At 70.8% G+C, this 25,043-nt stretch carries 24 protein-coding genes and 2 riboswitches; of the genes, 7 read left to right on the plus strand and 17 right to left on the minus strand.

Features of this window, described 5'->3' with window-relative positions; translation table 11 throughout:
- Window positions 1-50: 50 nt before the first annotated feature.
- The 6 genes from ACFSL2_RS17160 to ACFSL2_RS17185 form a co-directional block, all read right to left on the minus strand.
- Complete coding sequence (locus ACFSL2_RS17160) at window positions 51-995, minus strand: methylenetetrahydrofolate reductase (protein WP_377199000.1); 945 nt, start codon at window positions 993-995, stop codon at window positions 51-53.
- A gap of 4 nt (window positions 996-999) precedes the next feature.
- Window positions 1,000-1,115, minus strand: a riboswitch (SAM riboswitch).
- Between the two features lie 94 nt (window positions 1,116-1,209).
- Complete coding sequence (locus ACFSL2_RS17165) at window positions 1,210-2,133, minus strand: carbohydrate ABC transporter permease (protein ID WP_377199001.1); 924 nt, start codon at window positions 2,131-2,133, stop codon at window positions 1,210-1,212.
- Window positions 2,133-3,008 carry a carbohydrate ABC transporter permease gene (locus ACFSL2_RS17170; protein WP_377199002.1) on the minus strand — a complete coding sequence of 292 codons (876 nt, stop codon included), beginning with the start codon at window positions 3,006-3,008 and terminating at the stop codon, window positions 2,133-2,135. The genes ACFSL2_RS17165 and ACFSL2_RS17170 overlap by 1 nt, the downstream gene beginning before the upstream one ends.
- A gap of 45 nt (window positions 3,009-3,053) precedes the next feature.
- Window positions 3,054-4,298 carry an extracellular solute-binding protein gene (locus ACFSL2_RS17175; RefSeq protein ID WP_377199003.1) on the minus strand — a complete coding sequence of 415 codons (1,245 nt, stop codon included), beginning with the start codon at window positions 4,296-4,298 and terminating at the stop codon, window positions 3,054-3,056.
- 227 nt (window positions 4,299-4,525) lie between these two features.
- Window positions 4,526-4,744, minus strand: a complete 219-nt coding sequence (locus tag ACFSL2_RS17180) for a hypothetical protein (RefSeq protein ID WP_377199004.1) — start codon at window positions 4,742-4,744, stop codon at window positions 4,526-4,528.
- Window positions 4,741-8,337 carry a phosphodiester glycosidase family protein gene (locus tag ACFSL2_RS17185; RefSeq protein WP_377199005.1) on the minus strand — a complete coding sequence of 1,199 codons (3,597 nt, stop codon included), beginning with the start codon at window positions 8,335-8,337 and terminating at the stop codon, window positions 4,741-4,743. The genes ACFSL2_RS17180 and ACFSL2_RS17185 overlap by 4 nt, the downstream gene beginning before the upstream one ends.
- A 203-nt stretch (window positions 8,338-8,540) precedes the next feature.
- On the opposite strand from ACFSL2_RS17185, the gene ACFSL2_RS17190 reads away from it, so the two are divergent.
- A complete protein-coding gene (locus ACFSL2_RS17190) occupies window positions 8,541-9,356 on the plus strand; it encodes a 2-phosphosulfolactate phosphatase (protein ID WP_377199006.1) in 816 nt (271 codons plus the stop codon).
- Window positions 9,357-9,377: 21 nt separating this feature from the next.
- On the opposite strand, the gene ACFSL2_RS17195 is transcribed toward ACFSL2_RS17190, so the two are convergent.
- From ACFSL2_RS17195 to ACFSL2_RS17220, 6 genes are all read right to left on the minus strand, one after another.
- The gene (locus ACFSL2_RS17195; RefSeq protein WP_377199007.1) at window positions 9,378-9,803 is read right to left on the minus strand and encodes a (deoxy)nucleoside triphosphate pyrophosphohydrolase; all 426 of its coding nucleotides are present in this window, start codon (window positions 9,801-9,803) and stop codon (window positions 9,378-9,380) included.
- Window positions 9,804-9,896: 93 nt separating this feature from the next.
- Window positions 9,897-10,112 carry a LuxR C-terminal-related transcriptional regulator gene (locus tag ACFSL2_RS17200; RefSeq protein ID WP_377199008.1) on the minus strand — a complete coding sequence of 72 codons (216 nt, stop codon included), beginning with the start codon at window positions 10,110-10,112 and terminating at the stop codon, window positions 9,897-9,899.
- 214 nt (window positions 10,113-10,326) lie between these two features.
- Window positions 10,327-10,698, minus strand: a complete 372-nt coding sequence (gene gcvH, locus ACFSL2_RS17205; RefSeq protein ID WP_377199009.1) for a glycine cleavage system protein GcvH — start codon at window positions 10,696-10,698, stop codon at window positions 10,327-10,329.
- Window positions 10,699-10,730: 32 nt separating this feature from the next.
- Window positions 10,731-11,900, minus strand: a complete 1,170-nt coding sequence (gene gcvT, locus ACFSL2_RS17210) for a glycine cleavage system aminomethyltransferase GcvT (RefSeq protein ID WP_377199010.1) — start codon at window positions 11,898-11,900, stop codon at window positions 10,731-10,733.
- Window positions 11,901-11,987: 87 nt separating this feature from the next.
- On the minus strand, window positions 11,988-14,948 hold the full coding sequence (gene gcvP / locus ACFSL2_RS17215; protein WP_377199011.1) for an aminomethyl-transferring glycine dehydrogenase: 2,961 nt from the start codon (window positions 14,946-14,948) through the stop codon (window positions 11,988-11,990).
- A gap of 163 nt (window positions 14,949-15,111) precedes the next feature.
- Window positions 15,112-15,239, minus strand: a riboswitch (glycine riboswitch).
- Between the two features lie 118 nt (window positions 15,240-15,357).
- Window positions 15,358-16,263: a LysR family transcriptional regulator gene (locus ACFSL2_RS17220; RefSeq protein ID WP_377199012.1), complete on the minus strand. Its 906-nt coding sequence runs from the start codon at window positions 16,261-16,263 to the stop codon at window positions 15,358-15,360.
- Between the two features lie 191 nt (window positions 16,264-16,454).
- Here ACFSL2_RS17220 and ACFSL2_RS17225 point away from each other — a divergent pair, with 191 nt between their 5' ends.
- Entirely contained in the window at window positions 16,455-16,823 is a 369-nt protein-coding gene (locus tag ACFSL2_RS17225; RefSeq protein ID WP_377199013.1) for a hypothetical protein, read from the plus strand.
- Window positions 16,824-16,905: 82 nt separating this feature from the next.
- Here the strand turns inward: ACFSL2_RS17225 and ACFSL2_RS17230 are convergent, their stop codons facing one another.
- Window positions 16,906-17,730: an endonuclease/exonuclease/phosphatase family protein gene (locus ACFSL2_RS17230; RefSeq protein ID WP_377199014.1), complete on the minus strand. Its 825-nt coding sequence runs from the start codon at window positions 17,728-17,730 to the stop codon at window positions 16,906-16,908.
- A gap of 11 nt (window positions 17,731-17,741) precedes the next feature.
- Window positions 17,742-18,428, minus strand: coding sequence for a PAS and ANTAR domain-containing protein (locus ACFSL2_RS17235; RefSeq protein ID WP_377199015.1), 687 nt, complete (start codon window positions 18,426-18,428; stop codon window positions 17,742-17,744).
- 144 nt (window positions 18,429-18,572) lie between these two features.
- Between ACFSL2_RS17235 and ACFSL2_RS17240 the strand changes: the two genes are divergently transcribed.
- The 3 genes from ACFSL2_RS17240 (at window position 18,573) to ACFSL2_RS17250 (ending at window position 20,502) form a co-directional block, all read left to right on the plus strand.
- Window positions 18,573-19,433, plus strand: coding sequence for an SDR family oxidoreductase (locus ACFSL2_RS17240; protein ID WP_377199016.1), 861 nt, complete (start codon window positions 18,573-18,575; stop codon window positions 19,431-19,433).
- Between the two features lie 170 nt (window positions 19,434-19,603).
- A complete protein-coding gene (locus tag ACFSL2_RS17245; protein ID WP_377199017.1) occupies window positions 19,604-20,134 on the plus strand; it encodes a SigE family RNA polymerase sigma factor in 531 nt (176 codons plus the stop codon).
- Window positions 20,131-20,502: a hypothetical protein gene (locus ACFSL2_RS17250; RefSeq protein WP_377199018.1), complete on the plus strand. Its 372-nt coding sequence runs from the start codon at window positions 20,131-20,133 to the stop codon at window positions 20,500-20,502. Before ACFSL2_RS17245 ends, ACFSL2_RS17250 begins: the two co-directional genes overlap by 4 nt.
- A gap of 125 nt (window positions 20,503-20,627) precedes the next feature.
- On the opposite strand, the gene ACFSL2_RS17255 is transcribed toward ACFSL2_RS17250, so the two are convergent.
- On the minus strand, window positions 20,628-22,175 hold the full coding sequence (locus ACFSL2_RS17255) for a hypothetical protein (RefSeq protein WP_377199019.1): 1,548 nt from the start codon (window positions 22,173-22,175) through the stop codon (window positions 20,628-20,630).
- A 159-nt stretch (window positions 22,176-22,334) separates the two neighbouring features.
- Here ACFSL2_RS17255 and ACFSL2_RS17260 point away from each other — a divergent pair, with 159 nt between their 5' ends.
- A complete protein-coding gene (locus ACFSL2_RS17260; RefSeq protein ID WP_377199020.1) occupies window positions 22,335-22,808 on the plus strand; it encodes a DUF6328 family protein in 474 nt (157 codons plus the stop codon).
- Between the two features lie 11 nt (window positions 22,809-22,819).
- Here the strand turns inward: ACFSL2_RS17260 and ACFSL2_RS17265 are convergent, their stop codons facing one another.
- Window positions 22,820-23,989, minus strand: a complete 1,170-nt coding sequence (locus tag ACFSL2_RS17265) for a pyridoxal phosphate-dependent aminotransferase (protein ID WP_377199021.1) — start codon at window positions 23,987-23,989, stop codon at window positions 22,820-22,822.
- A gap of 85 nt (window positions 23,990-24,074) precedes the next feature.
- On the opposite strand from ACFSL2_RS17265, the gene ACFSL2_RS17270 reads away from it, so the two are divergent.
- Window positions 24,075-24,704, plus strand: coding sequence for a DnaJ family domain-containing protein (locus ACFSL2_RS17270; RefSeq protein ID WP_377199022.1), 630 nt, complete (start codon window positions 24,075-24,077; stop codon window positions 24,702-24,704).
- Window positions 24,705-24,719: 15 nt separating this feature from the next.
- Here ACFSL2_RS17270 and ACFSL2_RS17275 read toward each other — a convergent pair whose 3' ends face one another.
- Window positions 24,720-25,013 (minus strand): hypothetical protein, encoded by a 294-nt coding sequence (locus ACFSL2_RS17275; protein ID WP_377199023.1) that lies wholly within the window; start codon window positions 25,011-25,013, stop codon window positions 24,720-24,722.
- Between the last annotated feature and the right edge of the window lie 30 nt (window positions 25,014-25,043).

The following is a 25,043-nucleotide window of genomic DNA, read 5'->3' on the forward strand; positions in this document are numbered from 1 at the left end:
AGTCCTCAACCGCGACCAACTCTGCGCTCGGCAATCACGGGGGCCGGCAGTCAGGCGGCGGCGCGGCCTGACAGGCCTACGCGTTCTAGCAGGTCGAGAGCCGGGCGGTGCTTGTTGAACGTGTAGACGTGCACACCGGGCGCACCGGCGTCGAGCACCTCGCGGGCCAGGGCGGCGGAGTACTGGATGCCGTGCTCGTGCTGCGCCTCCGCGTCGACGGCGCCGTCGGGCGCGGTGAGCCCGTCGAGGTCCCGCAGGAGGCCTGCGGGTGCGACCACGCCCGTGAGCTCCTGGACGCGGCGGAGCCGGCGTGCCTCGGTGGTGGGCAGGATCCCGGCGAGGATCGGGATGGTCACCCCGGCCGACCGGGCAGCCTCCACGAACCCGGTGTAGGACTCGGCCCGGTAGAAGAACTGGGTGATCGCGAAACTCGCACCGGCCTGCTGCTTCTCCAGCAGTCGCCGCACCTCCTGGTCCCGGGTGGTGCCGGCTCCCGGATTCCCGTCCGGGAACGTCGCAACGGCGATGGTGAGCGGGCGCGTGGCGGCGCGCAGGGCGGCGCTGGCGTCAGCGGCGACGCGGCGCTGGTCCACCTGGGTGAGCAGCCGGACCAGGTCCACGCTGGAGCGCACACCGTCCGGCGACGGACGCCAGTCCGGCTCGTCGCGCGGCGGGTCGCCACGCAGGGCGAGGAAGGAGCGCACGCCGGCCTCGAGAAACTCGTCGATCACCTCGGACACGTCCTCGCGGGACGCCCCCACGCAGGTCAGGTGGGCCACCGGAAGCACCGGGGTGCCCCGGAGCAGCGTGGCGAGCACCTCGCGCGAGGTGGCCCGGTCACCCCCGCCGGCGCCGTAGGTGACGGAGACGAAGTCCGGCCGTGCCGCCACGAGCCGCTGTGCCGTCTCCCAGAAGTTGGGCGCGGCCTCGGGCCGACGCGGTGGCATCAGCTCGAACGACACTGTGGGGCGGTGCGGATATGCCTCGACAACCATGGTTGCTCCATCGAACCTGGCGTGAGCACCTTACGTCCACGCGCCACGGCTGCGGGGCAGGAAGTCTGCAGGTTGCTGCGGTGTCAGGGAGCCAGGACTCTCGACCGCTCTGGATGGGATCGCCACCATGCTAAGCGATTGTCCAGCACTGGGACGGATTCCGTCCGGCGGTCGAGACGCCCTGGTTCACCTGGTACCCGAGGGCGGCGCCTCGCTACTTCACCGAGCCCGCCACCAGGCCACCCACCAGCCGCTTCTCGATGGCCATGAACAGGATGATCACCGGGACGATCGCCACGATCGACACCCCGAACACGTAGTGCCAGGAGGTCTCGTACTGGCCGACGAACTTGGTGAGCGCCACCGACAACGGCTGGTTGCCCGGCGTCGTCAGCAGCACCAGCGAGGCCGCGAACTCGTTCCAGGACGCGACGAACGTGAAGATGACGGCGGTCACGATGCCCGGCCACACGAGCGGCAGGTTGATCTTCGTCAGGACGGCGAAGGTGCCGGCGCCGTCGATCTGCGCCGCCTCGTCGACCTCCCGCGGGATCGCCGCGAAGAAGCTGTGCATGATCCAGGTGGCGAACGAGAGGTTGAACGCCGCGTTGACCAGGATCATGGCCGCCCACGTGTCGAGGATCCCGATGGCGATGAACTCGCGGAACAGGCCCGAGGTGAGCACCGCCGGCTGGATCATCTGGGTGACGATCACGAGGAACAGGAAGACGAGCCGCCCCCGGAACCGGAACCTCGCCGTGTAGTACGCGGCAGGCAGCGCGACCGCTAGCACGAGCAGGGTGGCACAGAGCGAGATCACCAGGGTCGAGATGACGTTCTGCGCCAGCGGGGTCTCGGGCGTCGACCACATCGTGACGTAGTTCTCCCAGTGCCACTCCGTGGGGAAGTAGGTGGGATCGACCGACCTGATCTCCGCCTTCGTCTTCACCGAGCCGAAGAACATGATCAGGTACGGCAGCAGGAACACAGCGACCACGACGAGCCCGGTGAACATGCGGAGCAGGACCGACCCGATCGGCACCTGGTCAGCGGTGTACTTCCGCACCCGCCGGCGGTTGTCCGACGGCGGACGGGTCGCCTGGCGTGGGGTCGTCCCCGATTCGGCGATCGCAGTCATCAGACCTCCTTGAGGGGGCGGACGACCCGCACGTACACGGCCACGATGACGATGACCACGAAGAACGCGATCACGGAGAGTGCACTGGCGAGGTCGATCTGCCGCTGGTTCTGCAGATACTTGAAGATCATGGTCATGATGGTGTCGGCGCTGTAGCCCGGGATGGACCCCGTCATGACCCGCAGGATCGGCAGCGAGTTGAACACGTTGATGATGTTGATCAGCACGGCCACCGAGACCGCACCCCGCAGCTGGGGCAGCACCACGCTGAAGTACGTCCGTAGCCCGCCGGCACCGTCGAGGCGGGCGGCCTCCACGGTCTCGCCCGGGACGGTCTGCAGCCCGGCCAGGATCGTGTAGGTGGTGAACGGCAAGGACACGAAGACCGCGACCACCATGGCCCAGGCGAAGGCCGTGACGGGGTGCCTGGTCCAGCCGTAGCCTTCCGGCGACGCGATGAGGCCGACGTCGACGAGGAACGAGTTGATGATGCCGAAGTACGGCTCCAGGCCGTAGTGCACCACCATCGTCGTCATCACCACGCTCGACGCCCACGGCACGATGACGGCCATGCGCACCAGCCGGCGACCGGGGAACGACTTGTTCAGCAGCGCGGCGAGCGCGAGCGACCCCAGGAGGGTGGCGCCCACGACGCCGACCACCCATACGACGGTGCGTCCGAGGATCGGCCAGAAATACTGGAAACCGACCACGGCCGCGAAGTTCGCGAGGCCTACCCCACCGTCGTCCAGCCCGCTCTGGCTGATGTCGCGCGTCGAGTTCCAAAACATGACGCCCACCGGGAACAGGACCACGGCCGCGATGAGTGCGACCGCGGGCCCGATCCACGGCAGGGCCTTCAACAGGTCCTTCACGAGGCTCCCCGCGCTTTCAGTTCAGCGTTGCGTGTGCGGGAGGCATCAGCCCGCGTCGACCTGTGCCTGGATCTCGGCGAGGGTGTCCTTCGCCGAGGTGTCGCCGGCGAGCTTTCCGAACAGCGCCTTGAACGCGGAGTCCGCGGCGTTCCAGTCCGGGTTGGTGCTCGGGTAGAACTGTGCGTCCGGCAACCCTTCCAGGAACGGGGCGAGCGCCTCGTCGTCGGCCAGCGGCTCCGAGCCGGACAGCGTGGTGGGGAGGAAGCCCTCCGCCTCGACCCACGGGACGTAGACGTCGGCCGTGTACAGGTAGTCGAAGAAGGAGGTGATGGCCTCCTGCTTGTCACCGTCGTTCTGGAACGCCATGAGGTGGTCGGCCACGCCCAGCGTGAACGGGCTGCCGTCCTCGGTGGGGATCGGGTGGATCGAGTACTCGAGGTCCGGGTTGTCCGACTCGATCTGGCCCACGCTCGGCGGCAGGCCGACCTGCATGCCGATCTTGCCCTGGACGAAGATGTCGAAGAGCGGGCTGCGGTCGGACGCACCGGCGTCGGCCTGCGTCGCACCCTCGTCGATCATCTTCTCGGCGAACTCTGCGCCCACGAGGTTCTCGGGGGTGTCGATGGTGATCTGCTCGGCGTCGCCGAACGTTCCGCCGCCGCCCCACAGCCACACCGCTGCCTCGGCCTGCGCTTCCTCGGAACCGAGCGGCATGCCGTAGCCGGCCACGCCGCCGCCCAGCTTCGAGACCTTCTTGGCCGACTCGAGCAGCTCGTCCCAGGTGGTCGGCACCTCGGCGCCCGCCTCCTCGAGGAGCGCGTCGTTGACGAACAGCGCGCGGGACGAGGCGATCCACGGCAGTCCGTACGTGGTCCCGTCCACCTGAGCGTTCTCGAGGAACGTTGGCTGGAAGTCCGCGTAGGTCTCGTCGGAGGTGACCTCCTCGACCGGGTACAGCAGATCGTCGGCGGCGAAGCCGGCGAAGGGGCCGCCGTTGTAGATGTCCGGCGCGTCGCCGCCCTGGATCTTCGTGGCGATGACGGACTCGAGGTTGTCCCACGACTCGACCTGGAGCTTGACGTTGATGTCCGGGTTCGCATCTTCGAAGCCGGTGATCACGTCTTCCCAGAGACCCTGGGTCGCGTCGGAGTAGCTGGGGACGAGCAGATCGAGGGTGGCTCCGTCGCCGCTCTCTTCACCGCTCGACCCGCCGAACCCGCAGGCCGTCAGTCCCGTTGTCGCGGCGAGCGTGATCGCCATGATCCCGCCGAGCCTCTTGTACTGAGCCATTACCGTCCCTCTCCTTCGTGGTGGTGCAGGTCACGTTTGCACTTGCCCCCGAATCTGTCAACAGTTCTAACAAACCTGTGACCGACGAGTGACATAGGGCTCCGACAGCACGGTAGGAACCGGAAAAACGGCAGCAAGAAGGGCCGCAGCGCGCGGCTACGGCCCTTCTTCGCTCGGTCGGCGGAGTCCCCGCCGGAGTTCAGCGCTCGGAGTTCAGCGCTCGGAGTTCAGCGCTCGGTGGCACCTGCCATCGGCAGGCCGAACGCCAGCCCGACGGCCAGGATGCCGGCCACGAACAGGTACGGCGACGACGCCGCGCCACCGATCGCGCCGATACCGATCAGCGCGAACCCACCGAGGAACAGCGCGAAGCACACGATCGCACGTACCAGCAGGGTCGCGGTCGGCTCCTGCTTCTGCCTACGGGCCACCTCGAAATCACTCATGAGGCAAATCTACCGTCCTCCGAGGTGGTCCGGACGGACAGCTCGCCGGTCTGCCCGTTGACCGTGACGGTCACCGTGGCCTCACCCGCGCGCAGAGCGGTCAGCTCGTGCGTGTCCGGGTCGAGCGCGAGCACCGTGCCACGCGGGCATTCGCGCAGGGCCGCACGACCGGTCTCGTCCGTGGTGCACACCCGCTCGCCGGCCCAGGCCGACGACACCGGCCACGCGACGGGCACCTCGCGGGTCCCGTCCTGCACGACGACGGCGGTGACCGCTGCGGACCCGCCGACCTCGAGCGACCGGGGTCCGGACACGGTGACCTGCTCGGCACGGGCGTTGACCTCCCAGGACAGCCACGTGCCCCGCGCGTCGGCGCCCGACGCCGGGCGGACGCCCAGCATGGACCAGCCGGTGAAACCGCCGTCGGCCGGGGTGCTGGCCGGCCCCTTCCCGGAGTTGCCGTTGACGAGGTACGGGACGCCGTCCTGCGTGCTCGCGTGGAAGACGCCGACGTGCGAGCCGACGGACGCGATCGACTTGCCGGAGGTCTCCCGGAAGTCCTCGAACCAGTCGCGCAGCGTGTCCGCCTCCAGGCGGTCGGTGAGCCGGCTGGCCTTGGTCGGCAGCGGATCGTCGAGAGGGTGGTGGGCGAACACGACGACGCCCGTGACGGAACGGTCGGCCGCGGCGTCGTCGAGCGCGTCGCGCAGCATCTGCACCTGCGCGAAGTCCGCGCCCAGTCGGCCCGCCGACGAGTCGAGCATGACGAGCCGCGTGGTCCCGCCGGCGGCCCGGCCTGTCCCGGCACCGCCCGGCGTCGGCACGTCGAGCACCCGGGTCCGGTCGCCGAACTCCTCCTCGAAGTTGGTGATCGAACCGCCCATCACCTCGTGGTTGCCGGGCAGGTAGTACCAGGGGAAGCTCGCGTCGGCGAGCTCCTCGGTGAGGATCTGCCGGGCGAGGTCGAAGTCCGCCGGCGAGGCCTCGTCGACCAGGTCACCGTTGATGACCAGGAGGTCCGGCTCGTCGGCGACGATCTCGCGGAGGGCGTCCCGTGCGCCGGCCACCGCCCCGGACCCGGGGTCACGGGCGACGAACTGCGCGTCCGACAGCACGGCCACCCGCAGGGGCGAGCCGTCGGTCGCGCCGTCCGCGGCCACCGTCGGGTCCTCGACGCGGGAAGACTCCGGAGCGTCCACGGCGGGCGGGACCTGCGCCGCGACCCGGGAGAACGTGAGGGCACCGGAGTACTGCGTACCCGCCGCCGTCTCCAGGGCCCGGATCCGCTGGAGCCGCAGCGGGAGCTCGACACCGTCGGGCACCGGGAAGGTGACCTGGCGCCACCCGGTCCAGGTGACCTCCGGTCCGTCGAGCTGGCTCACCACGCCGTCGCCCTGCCGCACCTGGAGCCGCAGCCAGGCCCCGTTGCCGTCACCGTTCACCCACATGGTGACCGCACGCGGCGCGCCAGGCAGCTCCCGCCCGCCCGTCGCGGCCTCGGGCAGCACCGCGTACTGGCCGCGGGTCGCCGTGGACTGCGTGAAGTCGTAGGTCATCCGCAGGCCAGCAGCGTCGTCGTACCCGTCCGCCGGCGCGACCGAGCCGCCCGGAGCGCGGGCGTGGGCCGACGTCCAGGAGGCGGCATCGGCGAAGTCCGCCACCACCTCCTCCTCCAGGCTCACCGTCACGGCGACCTCGGCGGTCAGCTCCGTCCCGTCCGGGCCGGGCACCGAGAGCTCGAAGCTGGTGCCGCCGACCTCGGCGAGCGCACGGACCTCGAACGAACCGTCGGGCGCCGGAACGAGCTCGGCCACCGGGCCGTCCCCCGCCGTGCCCGTCGCGGCCCCGGCCACCGTGACGGTGACGTCGCGCGCCTCGATCGGCGCGGCGAAGCCCTGCGCGTCGTAGCCCGTCAGGACCAGCGGCGCCGTGGCATCGGCGTCGTCCAGCCCGATCACCGGGGTGTCGACACCGGTCCGGACCAGGCTGCCGAGCACCTCGATCTCCGTGGTCCCGGTGGCGAGGCCGGTACGGCCGAGGGACGCAGCGGTGACCGTGGTGCTGCCGGGCTTGCGACCGGTCACCACGCCGTCCCGCACCGACGCGACCGATCCCTGACGGGTGCGCCACGAGGACGGCTCGGTGGCGACGGGGCCCATCGCGTCGTCGTACCCCTTGCCGACCAGGGTGCGGTGCAGGCCCGGGAAGACCCGGTCGGCATCGGGGGCCGGGACCGTGGTGCGCACGTCGAAGGCCTCGAGCCGGCCCGAGCCCGCCGGCACGAACAGACCGAGCCCGTTGGCGTCGGAGCGCTCGTAGCCGTCGGACGGGCTGTTCAGGATCGTGGTGCCGGTGTCCCCGGGCAGGCGGGCGACCATCTCGGAGGAACCGCCGCCGTCGAGGTTGATCGCGTCGTCGGCGCCGAGCTGCGCCATGAGCTCACCCAGCTCGTACAGGTTCATGCCGGTGCTGTGGGACTGGCGGCCGTCGACCACCACGAAGTACGCGCGGTCGCCCGACTCGTCGAAGCCGACGGCGGTGCGGGGGTGCCGCAGCTCGACGTGGTCGCCGGTGGCGGACGTGACCTCGCCGTCCTCCAGCAGCGGGTCCTCGGGTCCGCCACCGATCGCGACGGCGACGTCGCCCGCGTCCTCGCGCAGACCGTAGGTCACGTCGACGTGGTCACCGGGCCGGAGGCCCGCGAGGGCCTCGGCCGCGGCACCGGGCCGCGCCACGACGGCGCGGGTCCCGTCCGGCAGCTGCCCGCCGGTGGGCTGCCCGACGGCGGTGACGGTCCCGTCGGCGTCGACCGTCACCTCGACGCCGCGCTCGCCGGCGGCCAGCGGACGCGTCCGCGTGAAGTCGCCCCAGCCGGCGTCGTACACGGCCACCCCGCCCGCGGGCAGGGCCGTCACGTTCAGGCCGCTGACGGGGAGCTCGGTGCGGTGGCCCGAACCCGCTGTCGCGTCCCAGCTCACCGAGCCCTCGAGGAAGATCTGCGCGAGCCGTCCCGCGCCGTCGGACCCGAACACGACCGAACGTTCCCGGCCGGGGGACGCGGACTTGATCAGCGTGCCGTCGTCGACGGCCGCGCCGAGCGCCGCGCCGGAGTTGTTGATGTCGAAGTAGTCGCCGTTCACCGCGGCGATCGCTCCGTGGGAGGCCGCCATCTCGGAGACCGTGGCATTGTCGGCGACGTGGTCGGGACCGACGTAGCCGACCCGCACCCCTTCGCCACCAGCCGCTCCTCCGTCCGACGAGCCGAGGTCCGCGACCAGCACCTCGCCGCTCAGCCAGCCGTCCGCACTCATCCGGGCGAATTGGGTGAGCTCCAGCCCGGACGCGATGCGCCGCTCGTCCCGGCGCGTCACGATGGCGTCGCCGTCGTCATCCAGGTCGAGCCGGGTGACATCTGGGGCGATTTCGACAGGCCGCCCGGACCTCGGCGGAGTCTTCGCAAACGGTGTCGGGGCGGTCAGCGCGGTGGCGCTGCGGGGCACGTCGTCGGGCCACGGGCTCGGTGCGGCCGAGGCCCCCACGGCGGGCGTCATCAGCAGGACGGCGGTGATTCCGCAGGTCAGCGCACTGGTCAAGGTTCGGTGTGGCGTAGCCGTCCACACCGTTGGCATCACTCGTCGCATGCTCGTTCCTTCTGGGGGCTCGGGGGGAGCGTTCGGCGGCAGCGTGGCGCGGCGAGGTTATGGCCCGGCGGCGGGAGCGTGAATAGTGACGGAACCGCAACGCTGTTCGCTGAGCGCGAAACATGGGCGAGTTCGGGTGACACTACGATGCGTTCGTGGCAAATACGTCCCCCGCCTTCGACCAGCGTCCCGCCCGTGTGCGCACGGACTGGGGCATCTCCGGCGCGCTCGCCCTGACCGCTACGGATGCGCGCTCGTCGCTCGTGGTCGTCGTGGACGTGCTCTCCTTCTCCACCACGGTCACCGTCGCCTGTGAGCAGGGCGCCGGCGTCTATCCGTTCCCGTACCACGATCCCGCCGGTGCCGCCCGGCTCGCGCGGACGATGCGCGCGGCCCTCGCCGGCCCGCGCTGGGAGGACGGCATCAGCATCTCCCCCGCGTCCCTGCAGGACCTCGACGCCGAACGCCTCGTGATCCCATCACCCAGCGCCGCCCAGATCTGCCACACCATCGCCAACCGGGGTGCCCTCATCGTGGCGGGCAGCCTTCGCAACGCGAAGGCAGTGGCCGGGCTCGCGGCGGCCCACCTCGACGCTTCGGAGAAGCACGACGTGGTGCTGGTCCCGGTGGGCGAGCGGTGGCCCGACGACACGTTGCGTCCCGCCCTCGAGGACTACCTCGCCGTCGGGGCCATCGCGGCGCGGCTCACCGCGATGCTGCCCACCGTCAGCATCTCGCCCGAGACCGCCGCGACCGTCACCCTGTGGAAGGGCACCACGGACACCGTGGACTCCGTGGGTGGCACCGCGAGCGGCCGCGAGCTGCTCGACTCCGGGTTCGCCGACGACGTCACGATCGCCACCGAGGTCGACGCGACGGATGTGGTGCCGGTCCTGATGGACGGCGCCTTCGTGCCGCTCGGACACCGTGTCGCGGCCGCCCGCAGGGGCGTGGGCGCGGGCGCGCGCTGAGCCGGTCCGGCTCGCCGGGGCTCAGTTCCGGACGAGGTGGTCGGCGAGGGCCGCCACGATCTGGACGTCTCCGTCCAGCCACGGGACGTCGCCCAGCTCTGCCGCCGACAGCCAGCGCAGCTCGTCGTGGTCCTCCAACGGCTGTGGCGTGCCGGCTCGCAGCCCCGCGAACCAGACTCGCATCCGGTGCTTGCTGGTGATCGGCCACGCGCCGCCGTCGGGCCCCGGCAGCTCGGCACCGACGGCAACCGCCACCCCGAGCTCCTCGGTGAGCTCGCGGCGCAGCGCTGCCAGGGATTCCTCGCCCGGTTCCACCTTGCCGCCCGGGAACTCCCAGCGGCCGGCGAGCGCCTCCGGGGCCGACCGGCGGGCGGCGAGCAGCCGGGTAGGGCGGTCGAGGTCGTCGACGATCACGGCGGCGACGACGTCGATCAAGGTCTCCTGCATGCCGAGCAGTCTTCCATCCGGAGCCGCTCGGCGACCGACACAGGACGACGACGGCACCTCTGGGGACGGGCGCCGTCGTCGTAGACCTGTGTGTCAGTCAGCGATCTGGTACTCGTTCGCCTTCGCAATGGCCTCCGCACGCGAGGACACGCCGAGCTTGCGGTAGACACTACGCACCTGCGTCTTCACCGTGTTACGGGTGACATACAGGCGTCGAGCGATCTGCTCGAGCGTGGCGTCCTCGGTGAGGTTCGCCAGGATTACCCGCTCGCGACGGGTGAGGCTGGGCACACGGTGGTCAAGGGTCATCGCAGTCATGATCGGTTTCCTCCACACAGCGGCCGGTTCTGGGGTTCCGGCCTACGGTTGCTGCTACGAGATAAAGCCGCTCGTACGGAGTTCATGACGCGGTTCTGGATGATCTCTTTGACCGTTACCTTTCCGAGACCAGAACCGCCCCCCAGATGCGCACAAGGGCGACCTGGAGGGCGGTTCGGGACCGGTCTCGCAACGCGGCGGGCGGTCAGCTCCCGGTGTGCGCCGCGTACTCCGCCGCGGTGAGCAGCTCGCCCGCGCCGGTGACCTCGACCTTGAAGAGCCAGCCCTTGCCGTACGGGTCCTGGTTCACGATCTCGGGGTTGTCCACAGCCTCGGAGTTCACCTCGGTGACGGTGCCGCTGACCGGGGTGTACAGCTCGGACACGGACTTGGTGGACTCGATCTCGCCCACCACGGCGCCCGCCTCGACGGTGGCACCGACGTCGGGGAGCTCGAGGTAGACCACGTCACCGAGCGCTTCGGCCGCGACATCGGTCACGCCGATGACGGCGGGCGTGGACCCGTCCAGCCACTCGTGCTCGGTGGTGTACTTCAGGTTCTCGGGAAAGTCAGCCATGACAGCTCCTTGCGCGTCTCGGGTGGAGGATCTCAGTTCTGGGGACGACGGTAGAACGGCATGGGCACGACCACGAACGGTTCCGCCCGTCCGCGCACGTCGACGGCGAGCTCGGTGCCCTCCGCCGACACCTCCGGCGTCACGTACGCCATCGCGATCGGGTAGCCGAGCGTGGGCGACGGCGCGCCGGAGGTGACCCGGCCGACGGCTGTTCCCGGCTCGGTGCCCGGGCCCCGGCGCACGACGTCGTAGTCGGCGCGCGCGGGCCGCCTGCCCTCACCGCGCAGGCCGACGAGCACGCGGGCGGGCGCCGACTGCTTGCGCGCAGCAAGGGCGTCGCGACCCACGAAGGGGACCGGCGTACCGTCGTCGGACACCTTGTCGAGGCGCACCACGCGGCCCATGCCCGCCTCGAAGGGCGTGGTCGTGGTGTCGAGCTCGTGCCCGTAGAGCGGCATGCCGGCCTCGAGGCGCAGCGAGTCGCGCGCCGACAGACCCGCCGGGACGAGGCCCAGCGGCTCGCCGGCCGCGAGCAGCGCACGCCACAGCGCGACGGCCTGGCCTGCCGCGACCCAGATCTCGAACCCGTCCTCGCCGGTGTAGCCGGTACGGCCGACGAGCACCGGCTCGCCCTCGAAGCGCATGCGCAGGCAGGCGTAGTACTTGAGGTCGGCGAACGCCGTGCCGCCGGAGATCTCGGCGTCCTCGGCGAGGCCGGCAGTGGCGCGCAGGATCTCGGCGGCCCGCGGCCCCTGGACGGCGAGCAGCGCGTGGTCGGCCTGGACGTCCTCCAGCACCACGTCGAACCCGGCAGCACGTTCCTGGAGCTGCGCCAGGACGAGCTCCGCGTTGGCGGCGTTCGCGATGACCGAGTACTCGCCCGCGCCGATGCGGTAGACGATCAGGTCGTCCAGCACGCTGCCGTCCTCGGCACAGATCATCGAGTAGCGCGCGCCCATCTCGCGCACCTTCGAGATGTACCCGACGAGAGCGTGGTCGAGGAACGCGGCCGCATCGGCACCGGTCACGTTGATGTTGCCCATGTGCGACAGGTCGAACAGCCCGGCGGCGTCGCGCACCGCCCGGTGCTCGGCCAGGTCGGACGTGTACCGCAGCGGCATGAGCCAGCCGCCGAACGGCGTCATCGAGGCGCCGAGCGCCACGTGCTCGTCGTGGAGGGGTGTCTTGCGGTCCTCACCCATCGAAACTTCCTCTCGTCTGCAGGTGGTCAGGAGGAGAGGTCACCGGGGTGTCCTGTGCTTCTGACCAGTGGGGAATCGTCTGACAGCTCACTCGGCGTACGACTCGACCGGCGGGCAGGAGCACACCAGGTTGCGGTCGCCCTTGGCCCCGTCGATGCGGCGGACCGGCGGCCAGTACTTGTTCGCACGGAGTGACGCGACGGGGAAGGCCCCGAGCTCGCGGGGGTACGGCTTGTCCCACTTGTCCGTCATCAGCGAGGCCGCCGTGTGCGGCGCCCCGCGCAGCGGCGAGTCGGCGACGGTCCAGCGGCCGTCCGAGACGGCGTCGATCTCGCCCCGGATGGCGATCATCGCGGTGATGAACCGGTCCAGCTCCGCCAGGTCCTCCGACTCGGTGGGCTCCACCATCAGCGTTCCCGGGACGGGGAACGCCAGGGTCGGCGCGTGGAAGCCGTAGTCCATCAGCCGCTTCGAGACGTCCTCGGCGGTGACGCCCGTCTCCGCGGTGATCTTGCGCAGGTCGAGGATGCACTCGTGTGCCACCAGCCCGTTCGGGCCCGTGTACAGCACCGGGAAGTACGGGTCGAGGCGCGAGGCAACGTAGTTCGCCGTCAGGACGGCGGCCTTGGTCGCCTCGGTCAGCCCGTCCGGACCCATCAGGGCCACGTAGGCGTACGAGATGGGGAGGATGCCGGCGGAGCCGTACCGCGTCGAGGCCACCGGGGTGCCGGTCGAACCCGTCGAGGCCTCGGGCGCTCCCGCCCCCGGCGTCGGGTCGGCGGGGAGGAACGGGACGAGGTGCTCGGCCACCGCGACCGGACCCACACCGGGGCCGCCGCCGCCGTGCGGGATGCAGAACGTCTTGTGCAGGTTCAGGTGCGAGACGTCGCCGCCGAACTCGCCCGGTCGCGCCAGCCCCACCAGCGCGTTCAGGTTCGCGCCGTCGATGTACACCTGCCCGCCGGCGTCGTGCACCAGGTCACAGACCTCCCGCACGTGCTCCTCGTACACACCGTGCGTGGACGGGTAGGTGATCATGATCCCGGCGACCTGGGGACCGTGCTGGTCCAGCTTCGCGCGCAGGTCGTCCAGCAGGATCTCCCCGTCGTCCGCCGTCGCCACCACGACGACCCGCAGGCCCGCGAGCGCCGCCGACGCCGCGTTCGTGCCGTGCGCCGATGCGGGGATGAGCACGATGTCGCGCCCCGCGTCGCCGCGCGACGCGTGGTACCCCTTGATCGCGAGCAGACCCGCGAACTCACCCTGGCTGCCGGCGTTGGGCTGCAGGGAGACCGCCGCGTACCCGGTGATCTCGGCGAGCTGGCTCTCGAGCGCCGAGACCAGCTCGACGTAGCCGTGGGTCTGGTCGACGGGTGCGTAGGGGTGGATGTCCGCGAAACCGGGCCAGGAGATGGCCTCCATCTCGGCGGTCGCGTTGAGCTTCATGGTGCAGGAGCCCAGCGGGATCATGGTCCGGTCCAGCGCGAGGTCCTTGTCGGAGAGCTTGCGCAGGTAGCGGAGCATGCTGGTCTCGGAGCGGTGCGTGTGGAAGATCGGGTGCTGCAGGTAGTTCGTCTCCCGCTTCAGCCCGGCGGGGAAGTCGACGGATGCTCGCGCGGGAGCCTCTGCGTTCGGCTCTAGACCCAGCGTGGTGAGGAGGATGGTGGCGACCGTCTCGGTATCCGACTGCGTGGTGGTCTCGTCGAGGCTGATCTGGACGTGGTCGGCGTCCGGGACGAAGAGGTTGTAGCCCGCCTCGGCTGCCGCGGCTGCTGCATCCTTCGCCTTGCCGGGAACGTTCAGGCGGATCGTGTCGAAGAAGGTGTCGTGCTCGATCTCGACGCCTGCCGCGCGCAGTGATTCGGCCAGGGTGGTCGCGTGGGTGTGGACGCGCTGGGCTATCGCCTTGAGGCCCTCGGGACCGTGGTAGACCGCGTACATGCTGGCGACGATGGCCAGCAGCGCCTGAGCCGTGCAGATGTTGCTCGTGGCCTTCTCGCGCCGGATGTGCTGCTCCCGGGTGGCCAGGGCGAGGCGGTAGCCGGAGGCTCCGTCGACGTCGACCGAGACGCCGACGAGGCGGCCGGGCAGCTGGCGTTCCAGACCCTTCCGGACCGCCATGTAGGCGGCATGCGGGCCACCGTAGAAGAGCGGGACGCCGAAGCGCTGCGCGGAGCCCACGGAGATGTCGGCACCGAGCTCGCCGGGGCTGACCAGGAGCGTCAGGGCGAGCAGATCGGTGGCCACCGTGACGAGCGCACCCGCCTGCTTGGCCTCGGCGATCACGCCGCGCGCATCGAGCACGCGACCCGACGCCCCGGCCTGCTGCACCACGAGACCGACCATGGGGCCGGCGGGCAGTTCTGCGGGGAGGCCTGCCTGGAGGCCGTTGCTCAGGTCGGCCACCACGACCGGGAGGCCGATCGCCTCGGCGCGGCCACGAGCGACCGCGAGCGACTGCCCGAACAGGTCGGCGTCCAGGACGACGTACCCCTCCGTGGCCTTCGACCCGCGCCACATCAGGGCGACCGCCTCGGCGACGGCGCTGGCCTCGTCGAGCAGGGAGGCGTTCGCGATCTCGAGACCGGTGAGGTCCTCGACGGCGGTCTGGAAGTTGAGGAGCGCCTCGAGCCGGCCCTGGCTGATCTCCGGCTGGTACGGCGTGTAGGCCGTGTACCAGGCGGGCGACTCGAGCACGTTGCGGCGGATGACGGCGGGCGTGTGCGTGCCGTAGAAGCCCTGGCCGATCATCTGCGTCTTGACCTGGTTCTTGCCGGCGAGCTCGCGCAGGTGGGCCAGCACCTCGGGCTCGGTGCGTGCGGCGGGCAGGCTCAACGGCTTCTGGCTGCGGATCGCCTGGGGGACGGCCCGGTCGACGAGCGTGTCCATGGTGTCGATGCCGAGCTGGTCGAGCATGGTGGCGACCTCGCGGCCGCGGGGGCCGAGGTGCCGGTCGGCAAAGACGTCGGGATTGTGGGGCGTGCTCACGGCGGGCTCCTGGCTGTCCGAGGGCGTGGGGACGACTGCGGTCCCTCCCCGCTCTGTCATCGGACGCCGTGCCCGCGCGGGGGCGTACGTCTACCTGAGAGTTTTGCCGGTCCGTCGTGACCTCCCCGGACGTCCGGGGAGGCGCGGGACGCGCCGACTTGCACCGTCGGTGGAGCCTCCACGGCCGGTTGCCCGGCCGCGACTGCTCGCTTTCCAGAGTTGCCTCACTGTGACGGTACGGGGGCCTGAGAGATTCCCGGGGAGGAAATTGCTCCTTCGGCGCCGGTGCTCCGGAGGCGCTCCGCCGACGGCGGTGGTGCGCGCCCGGCCGGACTCTCCCGTCACGGTTCTGGCGGCACGGCCCCGGTGGTCGAGCTCCTCGAGCCCCGGGACCGTTGAAGATCTTCAGTTATGCCCACATCGTAGCGGCGTGGGCACCCGCACCGGAAAGGGAGCCCGGAAGCGAGCGCTACCCCAGGTCGATGTCGCGAGCCGCCGCCACCATCTCGTCCACGACCGCCCGCACCGCCGGCCCCGGCTCGTGCCGGTTCTGCCGGTGGCGCACCACCATGCGCCGCGAGCCGAGACCGGCCAGCGCCACCACGGCGACGCCGTCGGGCACGTCCTGCTGCAGGGCCAGCGCGGGCAGCATCGCGATGCCCTGGCCGGCCGCGACGAGCGAGATCGCGGTGTCGAAGTCGTTGTAGGCGTGCCGCATGTCGAAGGCGGTACCGAGCTGGGCGGCCAGGCGACCGACCGCGCGGTCCGCGGCGGAGCCGGCTTGCGGCCCCACCCACACGAGTCCGGCGAGGTCGTCGATGCGTTCCGGCTCGGGCAGGCTCGTGGGAACCACGATGCGCCACGGTTCGTCGAGCAGCGGCACGTCGTGGGCGCCGCGCGGGGCCGGGGCGTCGACCTCGACGTCCCGCTCGAGCACGATGGCGTCCAGGTCGCCGGCGCGCAGGCGACGGGTCGCCTCCGGTGGGTCATACTCCTGCACGTCCACCTCGATGTGCGGGTGCCGCTCGGCGAGCGAGACGAGCATCGGCGCGACGACCGTTCGGATGGCGGTCTGGATCGAGCCGACCGAAACCCGTCCGGTGAGTTCACCGCCCAACGCGGCAACGGCCTGGCGCGCCTGGACCAGCTCCGCCTCGATGCTCTCGGCCGCGTCGGCGAGCACCCGGCCGGCCGGCGTGAGGGTTACTCCGCGCGGCCCTCGATCCAGGACGTCGATACCCTCCTCGGCCTCCAGACGGGCGATCTGCTGCGAGACTGCGGACGGCGTCACATGCAGTAGATCAGCCGCTGCGAGCACTCCGCCGGCACGATGCACGGCAAGAAGGAAGGCGAGTCTGCGCGGGTCGGTTGGCATGTAGCAATGCTACATCCCGGAGTCACAAACATTCGATTGTGCTGAACGCGATCAGGCCTCATGCTTGATCTTGGCGGCGGTCGGACCGAGCTCCTCCGACCAGATGCCCACACCCCCACATGGATTCCGGCTCTCGGTCTCCACCGCATCCTCGAATCGTTTCGATCCGTCTTTTTCCCAGGAGTATTGCCATGACCCTCATGATGGTCGTCACCGTCCTCGGCTGGTTCGGCGCGCTCGCCGGGCTCGTGGCCTATGCCATGGTCAGCCGGGGTCGCTGGAGCGCCGATTCCTTCGCGTTCCAGGGCACCAACGTGCTGGCGGCCACCATCTTGATGACCGTGGCCGCGGCGAACGGCGTCTGGCCGTCCGCCGCTTCGAACATCGTGGTGATCGTGATCGGCGGCAACGCGCTCTTCACCGTGATCCGCGGCCGGATCCGCCGGGCACAGGAAGAAGCACCGGCGCTGACGGTCGTCGAGGACACCGTGCAGGACGAGCCGGTCTCGTTGGGCCAGCCCGCAGCCGTCAGCCACCGCGCCTACGCCGAGGCCGCCTGACGCGCTGCGCACCGTGGAATGACCATGCACCTGCTGCCGATCTGAGGCCCTGATCGGCAGCAGGTGCATGGTCATTCCGCGGTCATTCTGTGGCCAGGTCCACGACCAGCGCCCGATGGTCCGAGACCCCCGTGTCGACCGCACGGCCCTCGGCGGCCGGCGCCACCCCGCCGTCCCACAGGATGTGGTCGATCTGGAACCGCGGGTCGTGCCGGGGGAACGTGTCGCCGCTCGCGAGCGGGTGCCAGCCGGTCCGGACGGCCGGCACCGATCCGCGCAGGTTGAAGTCACCCAGCAGAACCACTGGCCGTGGCAGCCCTGCGAGCCGACGCCGGAGGTGGTCCACCTGGCGTTCCGCGTGCCGTTCTCCCGGCGTGCCCCTGCGATGACCCATGGCACGCCGGGCCAGCCCCGCCATCCCGGTCGTGTCCGGGAACCGGTAGACACTGAGGTGCGTGCACACGACGGTGAGCGGACCCGACGGCGCGTCGATCTGTGCCGCGAGCGCCACGCGCGGCTCGTCGGTTCCGAGCTGCACCCGACCCCACACCCACGGGGTGGCGGGCGGTAGCAGGACCGCGTGCCAGCTCCGCACCGGGTACCTGGAGAGCAGCGCTATGCCGTATCCGGGAACATCGGGCCGTTCCACCCTGCGGGCGCGGCGCCGCACGCCGGGGTAGCGGAACGGCCCGGCGAGCGCGGGCAGGAACCGGTGGTCGACCGCCCCCGTCGCGTCGGCGCAGAGCCGCGCCTGGTCCGCTCCCCCGGACCGCGCCTGCCCGCGGTCCACCTCTTGCAGCCCGACCACGTCGGCGTCGAGCGCCGCGACCGCGTCGGCCAGCCGGTCGTTGTCGACGCGGCCGTCGGGGCCGCGGCCGTGCTGGACGTTGAACGTGGCGATGCGCACGTGCTGAGACGTCAGACGTCGCCCGGCGGTACCGGGTCGTCCAGGAACGCGTCGATCGCCTCGCGCGTCGGGAACACGGTGACATCCGGTCCGGAGAACAGGTGCACGAGCGTCTGGGCGATGTCTCGGACCGGGATGTTGGCCAGGTTCGAGGCCTGCCGCAGCAGCTCGAACGCCGACTCCTCGTCGGTGCCGTAGACCACCATGAGCACGCCCTTGGCCTGCTCGATCACCGCCCGTCGCTCCGCCGACGCCCGGATCGAGGCCGTCGCGTCCCGCGCCGCCGCTTCCCGGTGCGACTCGGTGACGTCGATGAAGTAGCCGAACAGCTCCGTCACCCGGCCCGTCGCGGGGTCGCGCCGCCCCTGCCCGGTGACGGCCAGGGTCCGCGTCTTTCCCTGGGCGTCACGGATCCGGTGCACCGAGCTGAACGGCTGCCCCGTCTCGGCCGCACGGCGCAGGAGGCCGTCGACCCGTGCCCGGTCGTCGGGGTGCTTGTGAGACAGCATGAGCGGCGTGGTCGGCACGATCTGCCCCGGATCGAATCCGTGCATCACATAGACCTCGTCCGACCATGCCCACTGGCCGGTGGCCAGATCGAGCCGATACCGCCCGACGGGCGGGCGGGCGCCTCCGGCAAGCGCTTCCTCGAGCGTCTCGTCGAGCGGAGGCTCACTGGGCGTCGTTGGGGAGGTCACGAGGCTCCTTCCAGAACAGTTCGGAGAACCGGTGCTCTGACAGTACGGGATATGCGACATGACAGCGCTCGGGCTAGCGTGTTTTCGAGGGTCGAGGAGAGGCCACCACGTCGGTCGGACACGCCCACGACGATGGAGGACAAGATGAGCCAGGACCAGCCCTTCCCACCGCAGCAGCAGAATCCGCCCGGCACGACCGATCAGATGATCCCCACGCCGGACCACGGCGAGGCCAGCTACGTCGGCAGCGAGAAGCTGGTCGGTTACAAGGCGCTCGTGACGGGCGGTGACTCCGGCATCGGCCGGGCGGTGGCCATCGCGTTCGCGCGCGAGGGAGCCGACGTCGCGATCTCCTACCTCCCCGAGGAGGAGAAGGACGCGAGGGCGACGGCGGAGTGGGTACACAAGGCGGGACGCCAGTGTGCCCTGCTCCCCGGAGACCTCAGGGACGAGGCGACCGCACGCGGGGTCGCGCACCGGGCGGCCGGCGAGCTCGGCGGACTCGACGTGCTGGTGAACAACGCCGGTTACCAGATGGCTCGGCGCGGTTCGGTCGAGGACGTGACGACCGACGAGCTGGACCGCGTGCTCAAGACCAACCTCTACGCCCTGTTCTGGGTGACCCAGTCGGCACTGGGGCACATCGGCGAGGGCGGTGCGATCATCAACAACTCCTCGATCCAGGCGTACCAGCCGTCGAACTCGCTGCTGGACTATGCGGCCACCAAGGCCGCCATCAACAACATCACGGTGAATCTCGCCGCCGAGCTGGGGCCGCGCAAGATCCGGGTGAACGCCGTGGCTCCCGGACCGATCTGGACACCGCTGCAGCCGGCGACCCAGCCCGAGGAGAAGGTCGCGTCGTTCGGCTCCGACACTCCCCTGGGCCGTGCCGGGCAGCCCGCGGAGGTGGCACCGGCGTTCGTGTTCCTCGCGTCTCCCGTGACGGCGTCGTACGTCTCCGGCACGGTGCTCGGTGTGACCGGGGGCAAGCCGGTGTTCTGAGCGGGCCGGGGGGCCTCGGCCGGCCAGATTGCGCTACCCGCGTCCACGAGTGCGGTCGATCGGTGCGCTGAGACGGCCTGACCTGCGGATTCGACCGGCTCTCCCTGGCGTGGAACCTTTCTCGCAACCCCGTGCGTGGTGGGGGACATGACGAGGGAGAGCGCACGACCATGTCCACCCAGGTGAGCGACGACCCGCTGGTCCGGATCGACGTGGCCCGGACCAAGGACGAGGAGTTCACCGCGTTCGTGCACGACGCCGGGCCGTACCTCTACAAGACTGCCCTCTTCCTGTCCGGCGACCCGCACCGGGCCGAGGAGCTGGTGCAGGCGACCTTCGAACGCGCCTACCGGTCGTGGCACAAGGCACGTGACGGTGAGCCCCGCGCCTACGCCCGCCGGATCCTGCTCAATCTCCGCATCGACGGCTGGCGCCGGGCACGTCACGAGGTGGTGTCCGAGATGGTCCCCGCCGAGGCGGTCATCGGACCCGCCGACGGAGTCGCCGTGCGGGACGAGGTGATGCGGGCGCTGTCCCGGCTGCCCCTCGCGCAGCGCCGGGTGGTGGTGCTGCGCCACCTGCTCGACCTCACCGAGGAGCAGACCGCCCGCGAGCTCGGGATCGCCCTCGGGACCGTGAAGTCCGCCAACGCGCGCGGGATCGCCCGCCTGCGCGACATCTTCGGGGAGGGTGCGCGATGACGTTCGACGACACGGAAGTGCTGACCCTCCTGCGGGCGGGTGTCGACACGGTCGAGGAGCACCGGTTCGACGCAGCCCTCGTGCTGGCTACCAGCCGGCGCGCGCTGCGGCGTCGGCGGTCCTGGCAGGCGGTGGGCGCCTGTACGACGGCGGCCGCCGTCGTCTTCTCGCTGGCCCTGGCGGGACCGGTGCCCGTACCGGGGGTGGGTGATCTAGCAGTGCCGGGTGGCGCACAGTTGCGTGAGCTGGTGGGGATCGACCCGAGTCAACGCGTCGTTCCGCTGGAACCCGGCCCCGGAGGGCGTGCGGTACCCGCAGCACCGCGCGTGACCGTCCCGGACAACGCCACGCTCCCCACTTACGACTGAGGTTCGGTCCCAGGCACGCAGATGGGTCCGCCTCCACCACGCGATCCGGCATGCTCTCGGACGAGAACGCATGTCGGATCGCGGGGCGGAGGCGGACCCTTGTGGCTCGGTCGGCCGGGTTCGAGCTAGCCGACCGTGATGCCCACCCTCGCCCGCGACGGAGCCTGCAGACCCGTACCGGTGTACTTCGCGATCCACCGGCCCGAGGTGCTCGTCACGACCCGGGTCGAGTAGGCACCGTTCGATCCGGTGGTGACCGTCTTCTTGTAGACCGGCCCTGCCGAACCTGCCGGGTCGAAGTACAGCTTGACCGCCGTGTTCGGCGCCGGCTTGTCCTGGGCACCGCCGCCACTCACGAGCACCACCTTGCGCACCTCACCGCGCAGCGTGATCGTCCCGGAGCTGGGGAGAGACGTCGAGGACGCCGAGACGGTGGTGGTGCTGGCGCGCCTGACCCGCATGACCGCGACCGTCGGGTCCTGGACAAGAACGTCGTGCGTGCAGTTGCTCGCACCGCTGGCTGCGTCGTTCTCGACCCAGTCCGGCGCGGAGCAGGCCTTCATGGCGTCGCGGATGCCGAGGTCGTAGACACCGGCAGGCAGCGTCGGGTTGAAGGTGAACGTCACGTGGCTCGTACCGACGCCGGAGTGCACCAGCTCCTTCTGCACCCGGAACCCGTCCGGGAAGCTGCCCTCGCCGCGCCGGCTGTCGGCACTGACCCAGCCCGACTTCCCACCGATGCTGAAGCCGAGGCTGCCGACGTCGACCCGACGCTGCACGGGAGCGAGACCGACCACCACGTCGTGCGTCATCAGGTGGTCGCCCGCCGTGAAGCCGTTCTGGGTAGCACTGACCGAACCCTGCCGCAGCCGGGTCTTACGCTCCCGTTCCGCGGAGGTGATGGTCCACACGGCCCGCGCACCCGAGTCGGTCATCGGCATCTCCGCACGCCACTTTCCCGACGCGCCGGCCTTCTGCCGGGTCGTGAAGTAGCCGCGCGCGTCGGTCGTGAGGGTCGCCCGCAGCGTCTCCGGGGCGTCACCGGCGGGGTCGAAGTACACCTTGACCTCCTGGGCCGTCGCCGGCGAGTAGTCGCCGGTGCCCAGGTTCTTCATGTTGGCGGCGCCCGAGACCGAGATGGTCGAGCCCGCCGGCGCGCTCGACGGCGACGTCCAGATCATGGGGATGTTCCGCTGCGACCGGAACGGCACCGCGACGGGGTTCGACGTGCGGATCGGCACGTTGACCACACCGTCGTCGGTGGTGATCGCGACCTCCGCGGCCACGCTGACCTGATAGATCCCCGATGCTGCGTCCGCGGACAGCGGCACTGTCGACGTCCAGGCGTTGGCGGTGCCCGAGGCGACGAACTGCGCGCCCACCAGGTCCCGGCCCTCCGGGTCGACCATCGTCATCCGCCCGGAGCGCATCGCCGCGGACGTTCCGTTGTGCGTGATGCTCAACGTCCCGACGATGGACCCTTCCACCTGTGACCCCGGCGGGAGCGAGATCTTCGCGGTGACGACGACATCGTCGACCCGCGTGGTCATCGCCGTCGAACCCGTCGAACCAGCGGTGTCCGCCGACCCCACGTCGGCGGCGACGCTCGGCGTCACCGCCACGCCGCTCACCATCAGTGTCGCGCCGAGCGCGACGCTCAGCGGTACTCGCATCATCGATCTCATCACTACAGGCCCCCTCGTCCCGGGGGACGCGGACGCGTCCCGCCCCAGCCGCATGTTCTCCCGGTCGAGGGAGGCGGGCCACGGGAGGTGGTGATGCGAGCGGGTGAAAAGTGTTCCGGCTGCCCGGACCGCCCGAATCGCGCCACAATGGGAACCGTGGAGAGCGACGGACGCAGTGAGTCACCGGCCCAACGGGCCGACCGCAACTGGAACGAGCTCCTCCAGGAGCTGCGGGTCATGCAGACCGGCGTGCAGATCCTCACGGGGTTCCTGCTCACGCTGCCGTTCCAGGCGCGGTTCGCCGACCTCGACAGCTACCAGCGCACGGTCTACCTGGTCCTGGTCGTGACCTCGGTGACGGCCACCGCGCTCATCGTCGCTCCGGTGAGCGTGCACCGGTCGCTCTTCCGCAAGCAGATGAAGTCCCACATCGTCACCCTCGGCGACCGGCTGACGCGGGTCGCCCTCGGGGTGCTCGGTCTGGTGATCACCGGCGCCACGCTGCTCGTCTTCGACGTCGTGGTCGGACGGACCGAGGGGATAGTGGTCAGCTCCTGCGTGCTGGTACTGCTCTCGATCGTCTGGGTGGTGCTCCCCGAGGTGCTGCGCCGCCGCGACTGATCAGCAGCCGGTCAGAGCGTCTTGTGCCAGGCCGAGATCCGGTCGACGGCACGCGACACCGTGTCCAGGGAGGACGCGAACGACAGCCGCACCCACTCGTGCCCGTGCACCCCGTCGAAGTCCGTGCCGGGCGTGATCGCCACGTCGGCCTCGGCGAGCAGCCGCGCGCAGTAGGTCACGGAGTCCAGGCCGAACGCCGAGATGTTCCCGTACAGGTAGAACGCACCGTCCGCCGGTGCCACGGGCCGCCAGCCGAGCTCGCCGAGCCGCTCCAGGAGCAGGGTGCGCGACGCCGCGTAACGCGCCACGTTCTGCGCAGCGGCCTCGTACCCCTCGGGCGTGAACGCGGCGATCCCCGCGTGCTGCGCGAGCGCGGGGGGCGAGAGCGCCACGTTGCCCGCGAGGGCATCGACCGGTGCGACCAGCTCGTCGGGCAGCACGAGCCACCCGAGCCGCCAGCCCGTCATGGCCCAGTACTTCGAGAACGAGTTGACGACGACCGCACCCTGGCCGACGAACGTCGCCGCCGTCGCCTGGGCCACCTCGTGCGAGTACGCGATGCCGTGGTAGATCTCGTCGCTGATCAGGCGCACCTCGTGCTCGGCACACCACTCGGCGATGGCGGCGAGCTCCGCCGGCGTGATCATCGTGCCGGTCGGGTTGGCGGGAGAGGCGACCATGACGCCGTCGAGCCCTCCGCCGTAGTACGCCTCGTTGAGCTGCGACACCGTGGGCTGGTAGCGGGTCTCCGGGCCGCAGTCGAGCTCCACGACCTCGCAGCCCAGCGCCGACAGGATGTTCTTGTAGGCGGGGTAACCGGGCCGGGCGAGGGCCACCCGGTCACCGACGTCGAACGACGCGAGAAAAGCGAGCACGAACCCGCCGCTCGAACCCGTGGTGACGGCGATCCGTGCCGGATCCACGTCGACGTCGTACCAGCGCGCGTAGTGGCCGGCGATCTCCGCGCGCAGCGCCGGAACACCCATCGCCTCGGTGTAGCCGAGGGTCCCGTCCCGGAGGAGAGCGATCGCACGCTCGCGCACCACGTCGGACGCTCCGGTCGACGGCTCCCCCGCGCAGAGGTTGAGCACGTCCGCGCCCGTGGCGCGGCGCGCGTTCGCGGCGGCGAGCACCTCCATGACGGCGAACGGGGGCACGAGCGACCGGCGAGAAACCTTCATGCTGCCCATCATGCCCGGATCCGGCGGTGTTCGCGTGAACGGCCCGGCCCTTCCGGGCCGCTTGTGAAAGTCGTAACATGGCGCCATGGCGCAGGAACGGCGCACCGACGCAGACAACGACCCGCTCCGCAGGGCCGCGCAGTACCGCGTGGACCGGGTGGCCGACGAGGAGAGCGCCGCGCGGGACGCCGAGCCCGAGGAAGCAGCGCCGGAGGACGTCACCGTCCAGCCCTCGACCCGGAGCATGAGCCCGGACGAACGCTCCCGCTACGTCGACACGGTGGTCGACCAGGCGATGCGGCGCGGCGAGTTCGACAACCTGCCCCTGCAGGGCAAGCCGATTCCCGGCCTGAGCGGCACGCACGACCCCGACTGGTGGCTGAAGGGCCTGATCGAGCGCGAGAACATCACCGGCGTCCTGCCGTCGGCGCAGCTGCGCAAGGACGACGCGGAGCTGGACGCCAGGCTCGACCTCGAGGCGATGGAGGAGCGGGTGCGGGAGATCGTCACGGACTTCAACTCGCGGATCGTCGACGCGCGGCGCCAGCTCCAGGGCGGCCCACCCGTCGTCACCCCCACCCGGGACGTCGACGAGGAGGTGCGCAGCTGGCAAGCCCGCCGAGCCGCCCGCCGAGCGGCAGGCCGGAACCCGACGCCGACTACCCGGCGGGAGCCGGCGACGTCGAAGGTCCGGCCGTGGTGGAAGTTCTGGTGACGTGCCGGCTGCGGGTCAGAACCCGTACGTGGTCGCGATGACCAGGACGGTCATCAGCCAGTAGGGCACGGAACCGAGCGTGAAGCCCAGCCCCGCTGCCACGGCCATCCGGCCCCAGCCGGAGCCGAACCTGCTCGAGAGCGCTCCGGCGGCCATGGCGAGACAGCCGGCGATCGTCACCCCCTCGGCGGTTCCCTGCGAGATCAGCATCCCGAGAACGAACGCGGCGAGCCCTGCGGCGGTCTCCCCGCGAGCGAGAAACGGCCCGCCCCGGCGAGCCCGGGGATGGGTCTCCTGGTGCGTTGTCATGGCGCATCGCCCCTCGTGCCCAACATCGGT

It is taken from the genome of Promicromonospora aerolata (assembly GCF_042682255.1).
Classification (GTDB): Bacteria; Actinomycetota; Actinomycetes; order Actinomycetales; family Cellulomonadaceae; genus Promicromonospora; species Promicromonospora aerolata.

Coding starts and splice junctions, on each gene's coding strand:
- ACFSL2_RS17160 (WP_377199000.1), bottom strand. CDS start 995: ATGGTTGTCGAGGCATATCCGCACCGCCCCACAGTGTCGTTCGAGCTG.
- ACFSL2_RS17165 (WP_377199001.1), bottom strand. CDS start 2,133: ATGACTGCGATCGCCGAATCGGGGACGACCCCACGCCAGGCGACCCGT.
- ACFSL2_RS17175 (WP_377199003.1), bottom strand. CDS start 4,298: ATGGCTCAGTACAAGAGGCTCGGCGGGATCATGGCGATCACGCTCGCC.
- ACFSL2_RS17180 (WP_377199004.1), bottom strand. CDS start 4,744: ATGAGTGATTTCGAGGTGGCCCGTAGGCAGAAGCAGGAGCCGACCGCG.
- ACFSL2_RS17195 (WP_377199007.1), bottom strand. CDS start 9,803: ATGCAGGAGACCTTGATCGACGTCGTCGCCGCCGTGATCGTCGACGAC.
- ACFSL2_RS17200 (WP_377199008.1), bottom strand. CDS start 10,112: ATGACCCTTGACCACCGTGTGCCCAGCCTCACCCGTCGCGAGCGGGTA.
- gcvH (WP_377199009.1), bottom strand. CDS start 10,698: ATGGCTGACTTTCCCGAGAACCTGAAGTACACCACCGAGCACGAGTGG.
- gcvT (WP_377199010.1), bottom strand. CDS start 11,900: ATGGGTGAGGACCGCAAGACACCCCTCCACGACGAGCACGTGGCGCTC.
- gcvP (WP_377199011.1), bottom strand. CDS start 14,948: ATGACAGAGCGGGGAGGGACCGCAGTCGTCCCCACGCCCTCGGACAGC.
- ACFSL2_RS17220 (WP_377199012.1), bottom strand. CDS start 16,263: ATGCCAACCGACCCGCGCAGACTCGCCTTCCTTCTTGCCGTGCATCGT.
- ACFSL2_RS17225 (WP_377199013.1), top strand. CDS start 16,455: ATGACCCTCATGATGGTCGTCACCGTCCTCGGCTGGTTCGGCGCGCTC.
- ACFSL2_RS17240 (WP_377199016.1), top strand. CDS start 18,573: ATGAGCCAGGACCAGCCCTTCCCACCGCAGCAGCAGAATCCGCCCGGC.
- ACFSL2_RS17245 (WP_377199017.1), top strand. CDS start 19,604: ATGTCCACCCAGGTGAGCGACGACCCGCTGGTCCGGATCGACGTGGCC.
- ACFSL2_RS17250 (WP_377199018.1), top strand. CDS start 20,131: ATGACGTTCGACGACACGGAAGTGCTGACCCTCCTGCGGGCGGGTGTC.
- ACFSL2_RS17255 (WP_377199019.1), bottom strand. CDS start 22,175: ATGCGAGTACCGCTGAGCGTCGCGCTCGGCGCGACACTGATGGTGAGC.
- ACFSL2_RS17260 (WP_377199020.1), top strand. CDS start 22,335: ATGGGAACCGTGGAGAGCGACGGACGCAGTGAGTCACCGGCCCAACGG.
- ACFSL2_RS17265 (WP_377199021.1), bottom strand. CDS start 23,989: ATGAAGGTTTCTCGCCGGTCGCTCGTGCCCCCGTTCGCCGTCATGGAG.
- ACFSL2_RS17270 (WP_377199022.1), top strand. CDS start 24,075: ATGGCGCAGGAACGGCGCACCGACGCAGACAACGACCCGCTCCGCAGG.
- ACFSL2_RS17275 (WP_377199023.1), bottom strand. CDS start 25,013: ATGACAACGCACCAGGAGACCCATCCCCGGGCTCGCCGGGGCGGGCCG.